Source organism: Pseudomonas sp. SC11 (genome assembly GCF_047039205.1).
Lineage (GTDB): Bacteria > Pseudomonadota > Gammaproteobacteria > Pseudomonadales > Pseudomonadaceae > Aquipseudomonas > Aquipseudomonas boreofloridensis.
The window spans coordinates 621847-635746 of sequence record NZ_CP178183.1; the positions used below are offsets into that span (position 1 = coordinate 621847).

Genomic DNA, 13900 nt, shown 5'->3' on the forward strand with positions numbered 1-13900 from the left:
GATAGGCATGTCTCGCGTTGCTAAGAACCCCGTTAAGCTGCCTGCCGGTGTCGAAGTCAAATTCGCCGGCCAGCAGCTTTCGGTGAAGGGTGCCAAGGGCACTCTCGAACTGAACGTTCACTCGTCTGTTGAAGTTACCGAAGAGTCCGGCGAACTGCGCTTCGTCGCTCGCAATGGTGACCAGCAAGCTCGCGCCATGGCCGGGACCACCCGTGCTCTGGTGAACAACATGGTCCAGGGCGTAAGCCAAGGCTTCGAGCGCAAGCTCCAGCTGGTCGGTGTTGGTTACAAGGCACAGGCCAAGGGCACTGTCCTGAACCTGGCTCTGGGCTTCTCGCATCCAGTGGACTACGAACTGCCAGCCGGTATCACCGCAGAAACCCCAAGCCAGACCGATATCCTGATCAAGGGTATCGACAAGCAGCTGGTGGGTCAGGTGGCCGCTGAAATCCGCGACTTCCGTCCGCCAGAGCCTTACAAAGGCAAGGGTGTGCGTTACGCGGACGAAGTAGTCCGTCGTAAAGAAGCCAAGAAGAAGTAGGGCCTAGCAAATGACCGACAAAAAAGTTACTCGACTGCGTCGCGCTCGCAAAGCACGCCTGAAAATGCACGAGCTCGAAGCCGTGCGTCTGTGCGTGTTCCGCTCCTCGCAGCACATCTATGCCCAGGTCATTTCGGCCGACGGCAGCAAGGTTCTGGCAAGCGCCTCGACCTTGGACAAAGACCTGCGTGATGGCGCCACCGGCAACATCGACGCGGCCACTAAGGTTGGCAAGCTGGTTGCTGAGCGTGCGAAAGCCGCCGGTGTATCTCAAGTTGCCTTTGACCGTTCCGGCTTCAAGTACCATGGCCGCGTCAAAGCGCTGGCCGATGCTGCTCGTGAAGGCGGGCTGGAGTTCTAAGTTATGGCAAATAACGATCAAAAGCGCGACGAAGGCTACATCGAGAAGCTGGTTCAAGTTAACCGCGTTGCTAAAACCGTCAAAGGTGGCCGTATCTTCACCTTCACCGCGCTGACCGTGGTTGGTGATGGTAAAGGCCGCGTCGGCTTCGGCCGTGGCAAGTCGCGCGAAGTACCTGCTGCGATTCAGAAAGCCATGGAAGCTGCACGTCGCAACATGATCCAGGTCGACCTGAAGGGCACCACCCTGCAGTACGCCACCAAGGCTGCCCACGGCGCCTCGAAGGTTTACATGCAGCCTGCTTCGGAAGGTACCGGTATCATCGCCGGTGGCGCAATGCGTGCTGTCCTGGAAGTTGCTGGTGTCCAGAACGTTCTGGCCAAGTGCTACGGTTCGACCAACCCAGTGAACGTGGTCTACGCCACCTTCAAGGGTCTGAAAGCCATGCAATCTCCTGAATCCATTGCTGCCAAGCGCGGCAAGAGCGTCGAGGAGATCTTCTGATCATGGCAACCGTAAAAGTAACGCTGATCAAGAGCACCGCTGGCCGTCTGCCTAACCACATTCTGTGCGTTAAAGGCCTGGGTCTGCGTCGCATCGGTCACACTGTAGAAGTCCAGGATACTCCCGAGAATCGCGGGATGATCAACAAGGCTTACTACATGCTGCGCGTCGAGGGTTAATCGATGAAACTCAATGATCTGAGTCCAGCGCCGGGTTCCCGTCGCGAGAAGCATCGTCCGGGTCGTGGTATCGGTAGCGGTTTGGGCAAGACTGGTGGCCGCGGCCACAAAGGTCAGACCTCCCGTTCCGGTGGCACCATCGCTCCGGGCTTCGAAGGCGGTCAACAACCGCTGCACCGTCGTCTGCCGAAGTTCGGCTTCGTCTCCCTGAAGGCTATGGACCGCGCCGAAGTGCGTCTGTCCGAGCTGGCCAAGGTGGAAGGTGACGTGGTTACCGTACAGTCCCTGAAGGACGCCAACGTGATTGGCCAGAACGTTCAGCGTGTGAAAATCATGCTGTCGGGCGAAGTCACTCGCGCTGTCACCATCAAGGGCATCGCAGCCACCAAAGGTGCGCGTGCGGCTATCGAAGCAGCTGGCGGCAAGTTCGAGGAATAAATGGCTAAGCAAGGTGCTCTCTCTTCGCTCGGTAAGGGCGGGATGTCGGAACTCTGGGCTCGTCTGCGCTTTCTGTTCATGGCGATCATCGTCTACCGGATCGGCGCGCACATCCCGGTGCCCGGCATCAATCCAGACCGTCTGGCGGATCTGTTTCGGCAGAATGAGGGGACCATTCTTAGCTTGTTCAACATGTTTTCCGGTGGTGCGCTGGAGCGCATGAGTATTTTTGCATTGGGGATCATGCCGTACATTTCGGCGTCGATCATCATGCAGCTCATGACCGCGGTCAGCCCACAACTGGAGCAGTTGAAGAAGGAAGGTGAAGCTGGCCGTCGCAAGATCAGCCAGTACACCCGCTACGGCACCGTTATCCTGGCGCTGGTTCAAGCCATTGGCATGTCCATTGGCCTGGCCAACCAGGGCGTGGCGTTTTCTGTAGGCTTGGGCTTCCATGTCGTTGCCGTCTCCACGTTCGTGGCCGGCGCAATGTTCATGATGTGGCTCGGCGAGCAGATCACCGAGCGCGGTGTAGGCAACGGTATCTCGATGTTGATCTTCGCAGGTATCGTTGCCGGTCTTCCGAGAGCAATCGGGCAGTCTTTCGAGTCTGCGCGCACAGGCGATATCAATATTTTCGCCCTGGTCGCTATCGGTTTGCTTGCAGTAGCGATCATCGGTTTCGTGGTGTTCATCGAGCGTGGTCAGCGTCGTATCGCCGTTCACTACGCCAAGCGTCAGCAGGGCCGTAAGGTTTTCGCTGCGCAGACCAGCCACTTGCCGTTGAAGGTAAACATGGCGGGCGTCATTCCCGCCATTTTTGCCAGCAGCATCCTGCTGTTCCCGGCTTCGTTGGGTGCCTGGTTCGGTCAGTCTGAAGGTATGGGCTGGCTGCAGGACATCTCGCAGTCGATCGCTCCTGGTCAGCCGTTGAACATTCTGCTGTTTAGTGCAGGGATCATCTTCTTCTGCTTCTTCTATACAGCGTTGATGTTCAACCCGAAGGACGTAGCGGAAAACCTGAAGAAGTCCGGTGCCTTTATTCCGGGTATCCGTCCTGGTGAGCAGTCGGCGCGCTACATTGATGGCGTTCTGACTCGTCTGACCATGTTCGGTGCTCTTTACATGATGGCCGTCTGCCTTCTACCCCAGTTCCTGGTGGTGGCTGCAAACGTGCCGTTCTACCTTGGCGGGACCTCGTTGCTGATTGTGGTGGTGGTTGTGATGGACTTCATGTCCCAAGTACAATCGCACCTCGTTTCGCACCAGTACGAATCCCTGATGAAGAAAGCCAACCTGAAAGGCTACGGTGGCAGCGGTCTGCTGCGCTGATAGACCCCCTAAGGTTCGAGGAGTCGGTAATGAAAGTTCGTGCATCGGTGAAAAAGCTGTGCCGTAACTGCAAGATCATTCGTCGCGAAGGTATCGTGCGCGTGATCTGCAGCGCGGAACCGCGTCACAAGCAGCGCCAAGGCTGAGTGTGATCTGCGCTTCAAACCCAGCAGCTAGTGCGCTGCTGGGTTGATTATTCGTTTCTACAGCGATATTATCTCGCGCCCTATTTCTTGGCTTCCGGGGCGTAGGTAGCTGTCAATTGGAGTCCCACTGAATGGCCCGTATTGCAGGCGTCAACATTCCAGATAACAAGCATACTGTTATCTCGCTGACCTACATCTATGGTGTCGGTCGCACTACTGCACAGAAAATCTGTGCAGACGCTGGTGTAAATCCAGCCGCTAAGATCAAGGATCTGAGCGACGAGCAAATCGAAACCCTGCGTGGCGAAGTTGCGAAGTTCACCACCGAAGGTGACCTGCGTCGTGACATCAACATGAAGATCAAGCGCTTGATGGACCTGGGTTGCTATCGCGGCCTGCGCCATCGTAAAGGTCTGCCGGTTCGCGGTCAGCGCACCAAGACCAACGCACGCACCCGTAAGGGCCCGCGTAAGCCGATCCGCAAGTAATCGCCCAGGAATATAGACATGGCAAAACCTGCTGCTCGTCCTCGTAAGAAAGTCAAAAAGACAGTGGTTGATGGCATCGCCCACATCCACGCTTCTTTCAACAACACCATCGTGACCATCACCGATCGTCAGGGCAACGCATTGTCCTGGGCGACTTCCGGTGGTTCGGGTTTCCGTGGTTCGCGCAAATCCACCCCGTTCGCAGCTCAGATCGCTGCTGAGCGTGCTGGTCAAGCTGCGCTGGAATACGGTCTGAAGAACCTCGACGTGAACGTCAAGGGTCCAGGTCCAGGTCGTGAGTCCGCCGTTCGTGCATTGAACAGCTGCGGCTACAAGATCGCCAGCATCACCGACGTGACGCCTATCCCGCATAACGGGTGCCGTCCGCCGAAGAAGCGTCGCGTGTAATCAGGAGACAGAAGAATGGCACGTTACATTGGTCCAAAATGCAAACTGTCTCGTCGTGAAGGCACCGACCTGTTCCTGAAGAGCGGCGTTCGCGCTCTGGAATCGAAGTGCAACATCGAAGCAGCCCCAGGTATCCACGGCCAGCGCCGTGGCCGTCAGTCCGACTACGGTACCCAGCTGCGCGAGAAACAAAAAGTCCGTCGTATCTACGGTGTTCTGGAGCGTCAGTTCCGCGGTTACTACCAAGCTGCTGCCTCGAAAAAAGGCGCAACCGGTGAGAACCTGCTGCAACTGCTCGAGTGCCGTCTGGATAACGTCGTCTACCGTATGGGCTTCGGCTCGACTCGTTCCGAGTCCCGTCAGCTGGTTTCGCACAAAGCGATCAGCGTCAACGGTAAGACTGTAAACATTCCATCCTACCAAGTTCGTCCGGGTGACGTGGTCGCAGTTCGCGAGAAGTCGCTGAACCAGCTGCGCATTGTTCAGGCCCTTGAACTGTGCTCTCAGCGTGGCCGCGTTGAGTGGGTAGACGTTGATTCCGCTAAAAAGTCGGGCGTTTTCAAGAACGTTCCTGCTCGCAGCGACCTGTCCGCCGACATCAACGAAAACCTGATTGTCGAGCTCTACTCCAAGTAAGGGCTAGAAAATAGGTGCATCCATGCAGATTTCGGTAAATGAGTTCCTGACGCCCCGTCACATCGACGTTCAGGTGGTCAGTCCAACCCGCGCCAAGATCACGCTCGAGCCTCTCGAGCGTGGTTTCGGCCATACCCTGGGCAACGCGCTGCGCCGCATCCTGTTGTCCTCCATGCCTGGCTGTGCAGTAGTCGAGGCCGAGATCGATGGCGTACTCCATGAGTACTCCGCGATCGAAGGTGTACAGGAAGACGTCATTGAAATCCTGTTGAACCTCAAAGGTCTGGCTATCAAGCTGCACGGTCGTGACGAAGTTACGCTGACCTTGTCGAAAAAGGGTTCGGGGGTGGTTACCGCTGCCGATATTCAGCTGGATCACGATGTCGAGATCGTCAACCCCGATCACGTAATCGCGAACCTGGCGTCCAACGGCGCCCTGAACATGAAGCTCACCGTAGCTCGTGGTCGTGGTTACGAGCCGGCCGACTCCCGTCAAACCGACGAAGACGAAAGCCGCAGCATTGGCCGTCTTCAGCTGGACGCTTCGTTTAGCCCGGTGCGTCGTATCGCCTACGTGGTCGAGAACGCCCGTGTTGAACAGCGTACCAACCTGGACAAGCTGGTCATCGATCTGGAAACCAACGGCACCCTGGATCCTGAAGAGGCCATCCGTCGGGCCGCGACCATCCTGCAACAGCAGCTGGCCGCGTTCGTCGACCTCAAAGGTGACAGCGAGCCGGTCGTGGTCGAGCAGGAAGACGAGATCGATCCGATCCTGCTGCGCCCGGTTGACGACCTGGAACTGACTGTACGTTCGGCCAACTGCCTCAAGGCGGAGAACATCTACTACATCGGCGACCTGATTCAGCGTACCGAAGTAGAGCTGTTGAAGACTCCTAACCTGGGCAAGAAGTCCCTGACCGAAATCAAGGACGTCCTGGCCTCTCGTGGTCTGTCTCTCGGCATGCGCCTCGACAACTGGCCGCCTGCAAGTCTTAAGAAAGACGACAAGGCGACTGCCTGATCGTCGTAATCACCGAACGTAGTGTTTGGTAAGGAATGAATCATGCGTCATCGTAAAAGTGGACGTCACCTGAGCCGTACCAGCTCTCACCGCAAGGCTATGTTCCAGAACATGGCAGTGTCGTTGATCGAGCACGAGCTGATCAAAACCACCCTGCCGAAAGCCAAGGAACTGCGCCGCGTTGCCGAGCCGCTGATCACCCTGGCCAAGGAAGACAGCGTTGCCAATCGTCGTCTGGCCTTCGACCGTACCCGTTCGAAGTCTGCCGTTGGCAAACTGTTCAACGATCTGGGCAAGCGCTACGCCACCCGTCAGGGCGGCTACCTGCGTATCCTGAAGTGCGGTTTCCGCGCTGGCGACAACGCGCCTATGGCGTACGTCGAGCTGGTTGATCGTCCAGTCGGTGGTGCTGTAGAAGCTGCCGAGTAAGACGTTCCGTCTGCTACAGAGAACCGGGCCTAGTGCCCGGTTTTTTGTGTTCGAATAAATTGTAAAAATCTATCGGACATAAACTATCAATGTATTAGATCTTTGTATCTGTGCTCGCCATACTGCTCCCCAAGCCGATCAAGCCGACATTTGCGTCTGATAAGGAGAGCCCATGAGCAAGATCCTCACCACCGCCAGCGGTGCACCCGTTGCCGACAACCAGAATTCCCGCTCCGCCGGTCCGCGCGGTCCATTGCTGCTCGACGATTTCCACCTGATCGAAAAGCTTGCCCATTTCAACCGCGAAAACATCCCTGAGCGCCGTGTGCATGCAAAAGGCTCGGGTGCCTATGGCACCTTCACCGTGACTCGCGATGTCACTGAGTACACCAATGCTCGGCTTTTCGATGGCATCGGCAAGCAGACCGAAACCTTCCTGCGGTTCTCTACCGTAGGTGGCGAGCGCGGCTCCGCCGACACCGAACGCGATCCACGTGGCTTCGCCGTCAAGTTCTACACGGAAGAGGGCAACTGGGACATCGTGGGGAATAACACGCCTGTGTTCTTCATTCGCGATCCACTCAAGTTCCCCGACTTCATCCACACGCAGAAGCGCAACCCTCAGACCAACCTGAAAAGTGCGCAGATGATGTGGGACTTCTGGTCGCATTCGCCTGAGGCGCTGCACCAGGTCACCATCCTGTTCTCTGATCGTGGCATTCCGGATGGCTACCGCCACATGCACGGCTTCGGCAGCCACACCTACAGCCTGATAAACGCCGAGGGACAGCGCACCTGGGTCAAATGGCACTTCAAGACGCAGCAGGGCATCAAGAACCTGACGCCGGCCGATGCTGCGCGTATCGCAGGTACTGACCCTGACTACGCCCAGCGTGACTTGTTCGAGGCCATCGAGCAGGGCAACTATCCGCGTTGGACAGTATGCATTCAGGTCATGAGCGAGGAGGAGGCTGCCAACCGAGCCGAAAACCCGTTCGACGTCACCAAGACCTGGTCGCAGAAAGAATATCCGCTGATCGAAGTTGGCGTGCTTGAGCTCAACCGCAATCCGCTCAACTACTTCGCCGAAGTCGAGCAGGCTGCATTCGGGCCGAGCAACATGGTGCCGGGCGTGGGCTTGTCGCCCGATCGTATGCTCCAGGGTCGCGTGTTCGCTTACGCTGACGCCCATCGTTACCGCGTCGGTACCAATCACCAACACTTGCCGGTGAATGCGCCGCGCTGCGCGGTAAACAGCTATCAGCGCGACGGTGCCATGAGCATGGGTAGCTATGGCAGTGCTCCTAACTACGAGCCAAACAGCTTCGCCGACGCGCCCAAGCAGTCCCCGCGCCACGCGGAACCCGCCTTGGCGCTCAATGGCGCAGCCGATCGTCACGATCATCGTGAGGACGACGACTACTACAGCCATGCCGGTGCACTGTTCCGGTTGATGAGTCCTGATCAACAAGCGCTGTTGATCGACAACATCGCAGGCACTATGGCGGGTGTGACGGAAGAAGTGGTTCGACGCCAGTTGCAGCACTTCCATAAAGCCGATCCGGCTTATGGTGGCGGGATTGCCAAAGCGCTGGGCATCAATCTGTTCTGAGTCGAAGTGATAAGGAGAACCGCCCGCATTTGGGCGGTTTTTCAATGAAAATCACTACTGTTTGTCGAGTTTTTTCGCATAAATTGCGCGGTATCGAGTGACCTTGGGAAAATCATGGTTCACACTATGAGCCTATCAAGCGTTATTCAGGAGTATCAGGGCGATGCAAGGTCACCCGGACGTCATCGATTACCTCAACACGTTGCTCACGGGCGAACTGGCGGCACGCGATCAGTATTTCATCCACTCGCGCATGTACGAAGACTGGGGCCTTTCAAAGCTCTATGAGCGTATCAATCACGAGATGGAAGAAGAGGCGCAGCATGCCGATGCTCTGATGCGTCGTATCCTCATGCTTGAAGGCACGCCGCGCATGCGGCCGGACGACCTCGATATCGGCACCACAGTGCCTGAAATGATCGCGGCCGACTTGCGCCTGGAGTACAAAGTGCGTGCTGCCCTGTGCAAGGGCATCGAGTTGTGCGAGTCGCACAAGGATTACATCAGCCGCGACATCCTGCGCGCGCAGTTGGCTGATACCGAGGAAGATCACACGTACTGGCTGGAAAAGCAGCAGGGGTTGATCAAATCCATCGGGCTGCAGAACTACCTGCAATCGCAGATGTGACACCAGCAGGGCCGCTGTTTAGCCCTCTCGACACATGAGGCCGCGCTTACAAGACTGTGCAGATCATCGGATCTGCACAGTTTTATAGGCGCGGCCTTTTGCGTTATACCCGGTCCCGTTCCAATAGCGGTTTCAGATAATGCCCGGTGTAGGATTGCTTCATCTTGCTGAGCTCTTCCGGTGTGCCGCAGGCGATGATCTGCCCGCCGCGTGAGCCCCCTTCTGGACCCAGGTCCACCAGCCAGTCCGCGGTTTTGATCACATCCAGGTTGTGCTCGATCACCACCACGGTGTTACCGTGGTCGCGCAAACGGTGAAGGACGTCCAGGAGTTGCTGGATATCGGCAAAGTGCAAGCCTGTAGTGGGCTCGTCAAGGATGTACAGGGTCTTGCCCGTATCGCGCTTGGACAGCTCGCGCGACAGTTTCACTCGCTGCGCTTCACCGCCCGACAACGTCGTCGCCGATTGTCCCAGCTTGATATAAGACAAACCCACATCCATCAGCGTCTGCAGTTTGCGCGCCAGTGCCGGAACCGCATCGAAGAACTCGCGGGCGTCCTCGATGGTCATTTCCAGCACTTCGTGGATGTTCTTGCCCTTGTACTTGACCTCCAGCGTTTCGCGGTTGTAGCGCTTGCTCTTGCACACATCGCACGGCACGTAGATATCTGGCAGGAAGTGCATCTCCACTTTGATCAGGCCATCGCCCTGGCACGCCTCGCAGCGTCCGCCCTTGACGTTGAAAGAAAACCGTCCCGGACCGTAGCCGCGTGAGCGTGACTCTGGCACGCCCGCGAAAAGCTCGCGAATCGGCGTGAAAATGCCGGTGTAAGTCGCCGGGTTGGAGCGTGGGGTACGACCGATTGGGCTCTGGTCGATGTCGACCACTTTGTCCAGGTGCTGCAGGCCGTCAATGCTGCTGTGGGCGGCCGGCTCCAGGCTGCTGGCACCGTTCAGGGCGGTGGCGGCCAGGGGGAACAGGGTGTTGTTGATCAGTGTCGATTTCCCTGACCCCGAAACCCCGGTGACGCATGTCAGCAAGCCAATGGGGACTTCCAGATCGACATTCTGCAGGTTGTTGCCGCGCGCACCTTTCAGCTTGAGTTGCAGCTTCTTGTTGCGGGGTGTGCGCTTGGCCGGGACGACGATCTTCTTGCGACCGGACAGATACATGCCGGTCACCGAGTCTGGATGGGCCATGACCTCGTCCGGCGTACCTTCTGCGACGATCTGCCCGCCATGCACACCAGCGCCTGGGCCAATGTCCACGACATAGTCGGCCAGGCGAATGGCGTCCTCATCGTGCTCCACCACGATCACCGTGTTGCCCAGGTCGCGCAGGTGGTTGAGGGTGGCCAGCAGGCGATCGTTGTCACGCTGGTGCAGGCCGATCGATGGCTCGTCGAGGATGTACATGACCCCCACCAGGCCCGCACCGATCTGGCTGGCCAGGCGGATGCGCTGCGCTTCGCCCCCGGAGAGCGTTTCGGCGCTGCGGTCGAGGGTGAGGTAGTCCAGGCCCACGTTGACCAGAAACTGCAGCCGCTCGCAGATTTCCTTCAAGATCTTCGCCGCGATCTCGCCACGTCGGCCGGTCAGGGTTAGCGCAGCGAAGTATTCGCTGGCGTCGCCGATCGGCAGGTTGGTGACCGCCGGCAGCGTCTTCTCACCGACCCAGACATGCCGTGCCTCGCGGCGCAAGCGAGTGCCGCGGCAGTCTGGACAGGGCTGGGTGCCGAGGAACTTGGCCAGTTCCTCGCGGACGGTGGCTGACTCGGTTTCGCGGTAGCGCCGCTCCAGATTCGGCACGATGCCCTCGAAGGGGTGTGAGCGTTTGACGATGTCGCCGCGGTCGTTGAGGTACTTGAAGTCGACGCTGTGCTTGCCACTGCCCTGCAGGATGACCTTCTGGTGCTCGGCCGCCAGTTCGCCGAAAGGCTGGTCGAGACTGAAGCCATAGTGCGCGGCCAATGAGCCGAGCATCTGGAAGTAATACACATTGCGCCGGTCCCAGCCGCGGATCGCGCCTTCGGCCAGGGTCAGCTCGGCGTTGACCAGGCGCTTGGTGTCGAAGAACTGCTTGACCCCCAGGCCGTCGCAGGTTGGACAGGCACCGGCCGGGTTGTTGAAGGAAAACAACTTGGGTTCCAGCTCGCTGATCGCATGGCCGCACACGGGGCAGGCGAAGCGCGCCGAGAAGATCATGTCTTCACCGCTGTCGTCGTCCATCGGCGCCACCAGGGCGATGCCGTCGGCCAGTTTCAAGGCCGTCTCGAACGACTCGGCCAGACGCTGCTGCAGGTCTTCGCGGACCTTGAAGCGGTCGACCACCACGTCGATGCTGTGCTTTTTCTGCTTGTCGAGCTTGGGCAGTTCATCCAGCTCGTAGAGCTTGCCGTTGACCCGGGCGCGGACGAAGCCTTGGGCGCGCATCTCGTCGAACACCGCCAGATGCTCGCCCTTGCGCTCGCGCACCACCGGTGCCAGCAGCATCAGCTTGCTGCCCTCGGGTTGTTCCAGCACCAGGTCGACCATCTGGCTGACGGTCTGCGCCTCCAGCGGAATGTCGTGATCCGGGCAGCGCGGCGTGCCCACGCGCGCGTAGAGCAGGCGCAGGTAGTCGTAGATTTCGGTGATGGTGCCCACGGTCGAGCGCGGGTTGTGCGACGTGGACTTCTGCTCGATGGAAATCGCCGGCGACAAGCCCTCGATGGTGTCGACGTCGGGCTTTTCCATCATCGACAGGAACTGTCGGGCATAGGCCGACAGCGACTCGACGTAGCGACGTTGGCCCTCGGCGTAGAGGGTGTCGAAGGCCAGGGAAGACTTGCCGGAACCGGACAGACCGGTGATGACGATCAGTTTGTCCCGTGGCAGGGTCAGGTCGATGTTCTTCAGGTTGTGGGTGCGTGCCCCACGGATCAGGATCGTGTCCAAAGCAGCCTCGCTCGGCGGGCGTAAACGAAGAAGTATACGGCGCGCTGCCACTACGCGGCAAAGCGTCGCGCAGATGCCGTCTGGTCGTGGGACTGATAGAATCGCCGCCGGTTCAGACGAGGTTCATCCATGCACGACATCCATCAAGAACGCATGAGCGGCAGCGAAACCCGCGCCGCAGGCGGCCTTGCCCTGGTCTTTGCCTTTCGTATGCTGGGTATGTTCATGGTCTTGCCCGTGCTGGCCACCTACGGCATGGACCTGGCCGGCGCCACACCCGCGCTGATCGGTCTGGCCATCGGTGCCTATGGCTTGACCCAGGCGGTCCTGCAGATTCCGTTCGGGATGATTTCCGACCGGATTGGCCGACGCCCAGTGATCTACCTGGGGCTGGTGGTGTTCGCCCTGGGCAGCGTACTGGCGGCGCAGGCCGATTCGATCTGGGGCGTGATCGCCGGCCGTATTCTGCAGGGGGCGGGTGCCATTTCCGCAGCCGTCATGGCCCTGCTTTCCGACCTGACCCGCGAGCAACACCGCACCAAGGCCATGGCCATGATCGGCATGAGCATCGGCGTGTCGTTCGCCGTCGCCATGGTGGTTGGCCCGTTGCTGACAAGTGCCTTCGGTTTGTCAGGATTGTTCCTCGCCACTGCAGGACTGGCGGTAGTGGGTATCGCCTTGATCGCCTTCGTCGTGCCCAGCACGCACAGCGTGTTGCAGCATCGAGAATCGGGCGTGGCACGTCAGGCCCTCGGTCCGACCCTGCGCAATCCGGACCTTCTACGCCTGGACCTGAGCATTTTCGTGCTGCACGCGATCCTCATGGCCAGCTTCGTGGCCCTGCCACTGGCCTTCGTAGAGCGCGCCGGGTTACCCAAGGAACAGCACTGGTGGGTATACCTAACCGCATTGCTGATCTCATTTTTTGCAATGGTGCCCTTCATCATCTACGGCGAAAAGAAGCGCAAGATGAAGCGCGTGTTGGTGGGTGCAGTCACCGTGCTGCTGCTCACCGAGGTGTTCTTCTGGCGCTGGGCTGACGACCTGCGGGCATTGGTGACCGGCACCGTGATATTCTTCACGGCCTTCAACCTGTTGGAGGCATCCTTGCCTTCGCTGGTCAGCAAGGTGTCGCCCGCTGGCGGCAAGGGGACGGCCATGGGAGTCTATTCCACGAGCCAGTTCCTCGGCGCGGCGCTGGGAGGCATCATCGGTGGCTGGTTGTTCCAGCACGGAGGCCTGGGCACGGTGTTCCTCGGATGTGCTGTACTGTGTGGTATCTGGCTGGTATCTGCCTTGGGCATGAACGAACCGCCTTATGTCACCAGCCTGCGTATGCCGCTGACGCCGGAGGCGGTTCGGGAAGCCGGACTGGCCGAACGTCTGATGGCCGTGACGGGTGTGACCGACGCCGTGGTGGTGGCAGAAGAAGCCGCCATCTATATCAAACTGGATACGAAAATTTTGGACCGTGCGACCCTCGAGCGTCTGGTGAACCCAGCCCCGACGGCGTGCGAAGCCTAGGAGAACGTTATGGCCCGTGGGGTTAACAAAGTCATTCTGGTCGGTACCTGCGGCCAGGATCCCGAAGTCCGCTACCTGCCCAACGGTAACGCCGTGACCAACCTGAGCCTGGCCACCAGCGAACAGTGGACCGACAAGCAGTCGGGACAGAAGGTCGAGCGCACCGAGTGGCACCGCGTCTCGCTGTTCGGCAAAGTGGCCGAGATCGCTGGCGAGTACCTGCGCAAGGGTTCGCAGTGCTACATCGAAGGCAAGCTGCAGACCCGTGAGTGGGAAAAGGACGGCATCAAGCGTTACACCACCGAAATCATCGTCGACATGCAGGGCACCATGCAGCTGCTCGGCGGCCGTCCGCAGAACCAGCAAGGCGGCGATCAGTACAACCAGGGTGGTGGCAACAACTACAACCAGGGCGGTGGTCAGCAGCAATACAACCAAGCCCCACCACGTCAGCAGGCGCCGCGTCCGCAGCAGGCACAGCAGCGTCCCGCGCCACAGCAGCAGGCACCCCAGCCCGCCGCTGACTTCGACAGCTTCGATGACGATATTCCGTTCTAATCTACACAAGAATCTAATGTAAAGGTCTGATACGCCAAGGTCGTCTGTAGCCGTCCAGTGCTGGGATCTTTCATGAAAAAATAAGCCCTCTGGCTGTAAAGCTCAGAGGGCTTTCTTTTGCGCACTGTAAAGGTACGAAGGTAGACCAAACAAA

Annotated in this window: 17 protein-coding genes; 16 read left to right on the forward strand and 1 reads right to left on the reverse strand. The window is 58.8% G+C overall.

The genetic code is table 11. From position 1 onward, the window contains the following. The first annotated feature begins 7 nt into the window (after positions 1 to 7). The 14 genes from rplF (at position 8) to bfr (ending at position 8726) form a co-directional block, all read left to right on the forward strand. Positions 8 to 541 (forward strand): 50S ribosomal protein L6, encoded by a 534-nt coding sequence (gene rplF / locus ACK2SD_RS02840; RefSeq protein ID WP_009681972.1) that lies wholly within the window; start codon positions 8 to 10, stop codon positions 539 to 541. Positions 542 to 551: 10 nt separating this feature from the next. Then, positions 552 to 902 (forward strand): 50S ribosomal protein L18, encoded by a 351-nt coding sequence (gene rplR / locus ACK2SD_RS02845; RefSeq protein ID WP_029614571.1) that lies wholly within the window; start codon positions 552 to 554, stop codon positions 900 to 902. A gap of 3 nt (positions 903 to 905) precedes the next feature. Continuing rightward, entirely contained in the window at positions 906 to 1406 is a 501-nt protein-coding gene (gene rpsE, locus ACK2SD_RS02850; protein WP_003255465.1) for a 30S ribosomal protein S5, read from the forward strand. Positions 1407 to 1408: 2 nt separating this feature from the next. Then, entirely contained in the window at positions 1409 to 1585 is a 177-nt protein-coding gene (rpmD, locus tag ACK2SD_RS02855; protein WP_029614570.1) for a 50S ribosomal protein L30, read from the forward strand. A 3-nt stretch (positions 1586 to 1588) separates the two neighbouring features. Next, on the forward strand, positions 1589 to 2023 hold the full coding sequence (gene rplO / locus ACK2SD_RS02860; RefSeq protein WP_039580851.1) for a 50S ribosomal protein L15: 435 nt from the start codon (positions 1589 to 1591) through the stop codon (positions 2021 to 2023). Beyond that, positions 2024 to 3355 (forward strand): preprotein translocase subunit SecY, encoded by a 1332-nt coding sequence (gene secY / locus ACK2SD_RS02865; RefSeq protein WP_003257108.1) that lies wholly within the window; start codon positions 2024 to 2026, stop codon positions 3353 to 3355. Between the two features lie 29 nt (positions 3356 to 3384). Beyond that, positions 3385 to 3501, forward strand: coding sequence for a 50S ribosomal protein L36 (gene rpmJ / locus ACK2SD_RS02870; RefSeq protein WP_011531897.1), 117 nt, complete (start codon positions 3385 to 3387; stop codon positions 3499 to 3501). A gap of 131 nt (positions 3502 to 3632) precedes the next feature. Next, positions 3633 to 3989, forward strand: coding sequence for a 30S ribosomal protein S13 (gene rpsM, locus ACK2SD_RS02875; RefSeq protein ID WP_003255457.1), 357 nt, complete (start codon positions 3633 to 3635; stop codon positions 3987 to 3989). An 18-nt stretch (positions 3990 to 4007) separates the two neighbouring features. Next, on the forward strand, positions 4008 to 4397 hold the full coding sequence (rpsK, locus tag ACK2SD_RS02880; protein WP_003255454.1) for a 30S ribosomal protein S11: 390 nt from the start codon (positions 4008 to 4010) through the stop codon (positions 4395 to 4397). A gap of 15 nt (positions 4398 to 4412) precedes the next feature. Further along, the gene (gene rpsD, locus ACK2SD_RS02885; protein WP_029614568.1) at positions 4413 to 5033 is read left to right on the forward strand and encodes a 30S ribosomal protein S4; all 621 of its coding nucleotides are present in this window, start codon (positions 4413 to 4415) and stop codon (positions 5031 to 5033) included. A 22-nt stretch (positions 5034 to 5055) separates the two neighbouring features. After that, the gene (locus tag ACK2SD_RS02890; protein ID WP_003255452.1) at positions 5056 to 6057 is read left to right on the forward strand and encodes a DNA-directed RNA polymerase subunit alpha; all 1002 of its coding nucleotides are present in this window, start codon (positions 5056 to 5058) and stop codon (positions 6055 to 6057) included. 42 nt (positions 6058 to 6099) lie between these two features. After that, positions 6100 to 6486: a 50S ribosomal protein L17 gene (gene rplQ / locus ACK2SD_RS02895; protein ID WP_003255451.1), complete on the forward strand. Its 387-nt coding sequence runs from the start codon at positions 6100 to 6102 to the stop codon at positions 6484 to 6486. Positions 6487 to 6658: 172 nt separating this feature from the next. Continuing rightward, a complete protein-coding gene (locus ACK2SD_RS02900) occupies positions 6659 to 8098 on the forward strand; it encodes a catalase (RefSeq protein WP_412461301.1) in 1440 nt (479 codons plus the stop codon). A gap of 163 nt (positions 8099 to 8261) precedes the next feature. After that, the gene (gene bfr / locus ACK2SD_RS02905) at positions 8262 to 8726 is read left to right on the forward strand and encodes a bacterioferritin (protein WP_039580802.1); all 465 of its coding nucleotides are present in this window, start codon (positions 8262 to 8264) and stop codon (positions 8724 to 8726) included. 103 nt (positions 8727 to 8829) lie between these two features. Here the strand turns inward: bfr and uvrA are convergent, their stop codons facing one another. Beyond that, complete coding sequence (uvrA, locus tag ACK2SD_RS02910; RefSeq protein ID WP_412461302.1) at positions 8830 to 11664, reverse strand: excinuclease ABC subunit UvrA; 2835 nt, start codon at positions 11662 to 11664, stop codon at positions 8830 to 8832. Positions 11665 to 11793: 129 nt separating this feature from the next. Between uvrA and ACK2SD_RS02915 the strand changes: the two genes are divergently transcribed. Together ACK2SD_RS02915 and ACK2SD_RS02920 are read left to right on the forward strand one after the other, a co-directional pair. After that, a complete protein-coding gene (locus ACK2SD_RS02915; protein WP_039580798.1) occupies positions 11794 to 13188 on the forward strand; it encodes an MFS transporter in 1395 nt (464 codons plus the stop codon). Between the two features lie 9 nt (positions 13189 to 13197). After that, positions 13198 to 13746, forward strand: coding sequence for a single-stranded DNA-binding protein (locus tag ACK2SD_RS02920; protein WP_029614564.1), 549 nt, complete (start codon positions 13198 to 13200; stop codon positions 13744 to 13746). Positions 13747 to 13900 lie beyond the last annotated feature (154 nt).

What these genes read in the sequence shown, in the direction of transcription:
- rpsD (WP_029614568.1), top strand. Translation starts at nt 4,413, where the DNA reads ATGGCACGTTACATTGGTCCAAAATGCAAACTGTCTCGTCGTGAAGGC.
- rpsE (WP_003255465.1), top strand. Translation starts at nt 906, where the DNA reads ATGGCAAATAACGATCAAAAGCGCGACGAAGGCTACATCGAGAAGCTG.
- ACK2SD_RS02890 (WP_003255452.1), top strand. Translation starts at nt 5,056, where the DNA reads ATGCAGATTTCGGTAAATGAGTTCCTGACGCCCCGTCACATCGACGTT.
- rplQ (WP_003255451.1), top strand. Translation starts at nt 6,100, where the DNA reads ATGCGTCATCGTAAAAGTGGACGTCACCTGAGCCGTACCAGCTCTCAC.
- rplF (WP_009681972.1), top strand. Translation starts at nt 8, where the DNA reads ATGTCTCGCGTTGCTAAGAACCCCGTTAAGCTGCCTGCCGGTGTCGAA.
- ACK2SD_RS02920 (WP_029614564.1), top strand. Translation starts at nt 13,198, where the DNA reads ATGGCCCGTGGGGTTAACAAAGTCATTCTGGTCGGTACCTGCGGCCAG.
- ACK2SD_RS02915 (WP_039580798.1), top strand. Translation starts at nt 11,794, where the DNA reads ATGCACGACATCCATCAAGAACGCATGAGCGGCAGCGAAACCCGCGCC.
- rpmJ (WP_011531897.1), top strand. Translation starts at nt 3,385, where the DNA reads ATGAAAGTTCGTGCATCGGTGAAAAAGCTGTGCCGTAACTGCAAGATC.
- rpmD (WP_029614570.1), top strand. Translation starts at nt 1,409, where the DNA reads ATGGCAACCGTAAAAGTAACGCTGATCAAGAGCACCGCTGGCCGTCTG.
- rpsM (WP_003255457.1), top strand. Translation starts at nt 3,633, where the DNA reads ATGGCCCGTATTGCAGGCGTCAACATTCCAGATAACAAGCATACTGTT.
- secY (WP_003257108.1), top strand. Translation starts at nt 2,024, where the DNA reads ATGGCTAAGCAAGGTGCTCTCTCTTCGCTCGGTAAGGGCGGGATGTCG.
- bfr (WP_039580802.1), top strand. Translation starts at nt 8,262, where the DNA reads ATGCAAGGTCACCCGGACGTCATCGATTACCTCAACACGTTGCTCACG.
- rplO (WP_039580851.1), top strand. Translation starts at nt 1,589, where the DNA reads ATGAAACTCAATGATCTGAGTCCAGCGCCGGGTTCCCGTCGCGAGAAG.
- rpsK (WP_003255454.1), top strand. Translation starts at nt 4,008, where the DNA reads ATGGCAAAACCTGCTGCTCGTCCTCGTAAGAAAGTCAAAAAGACAGTG.
- rplR (WP_029614571.1), top strand. Translation starts at nt 552, where the DNA reads ATGACCGACAAAAAAGTTACTCGACTGCGTCGCGCTCGCAAAGCACGC.
- ACK2SD_RS02900 (WP_412461301.1), top strand. Translation starts at nt 6,659, where the DNA reads ATGAGCAAGATCCTCACCACCGCCAGCGGTGCACCCGTTGCCGACAAC.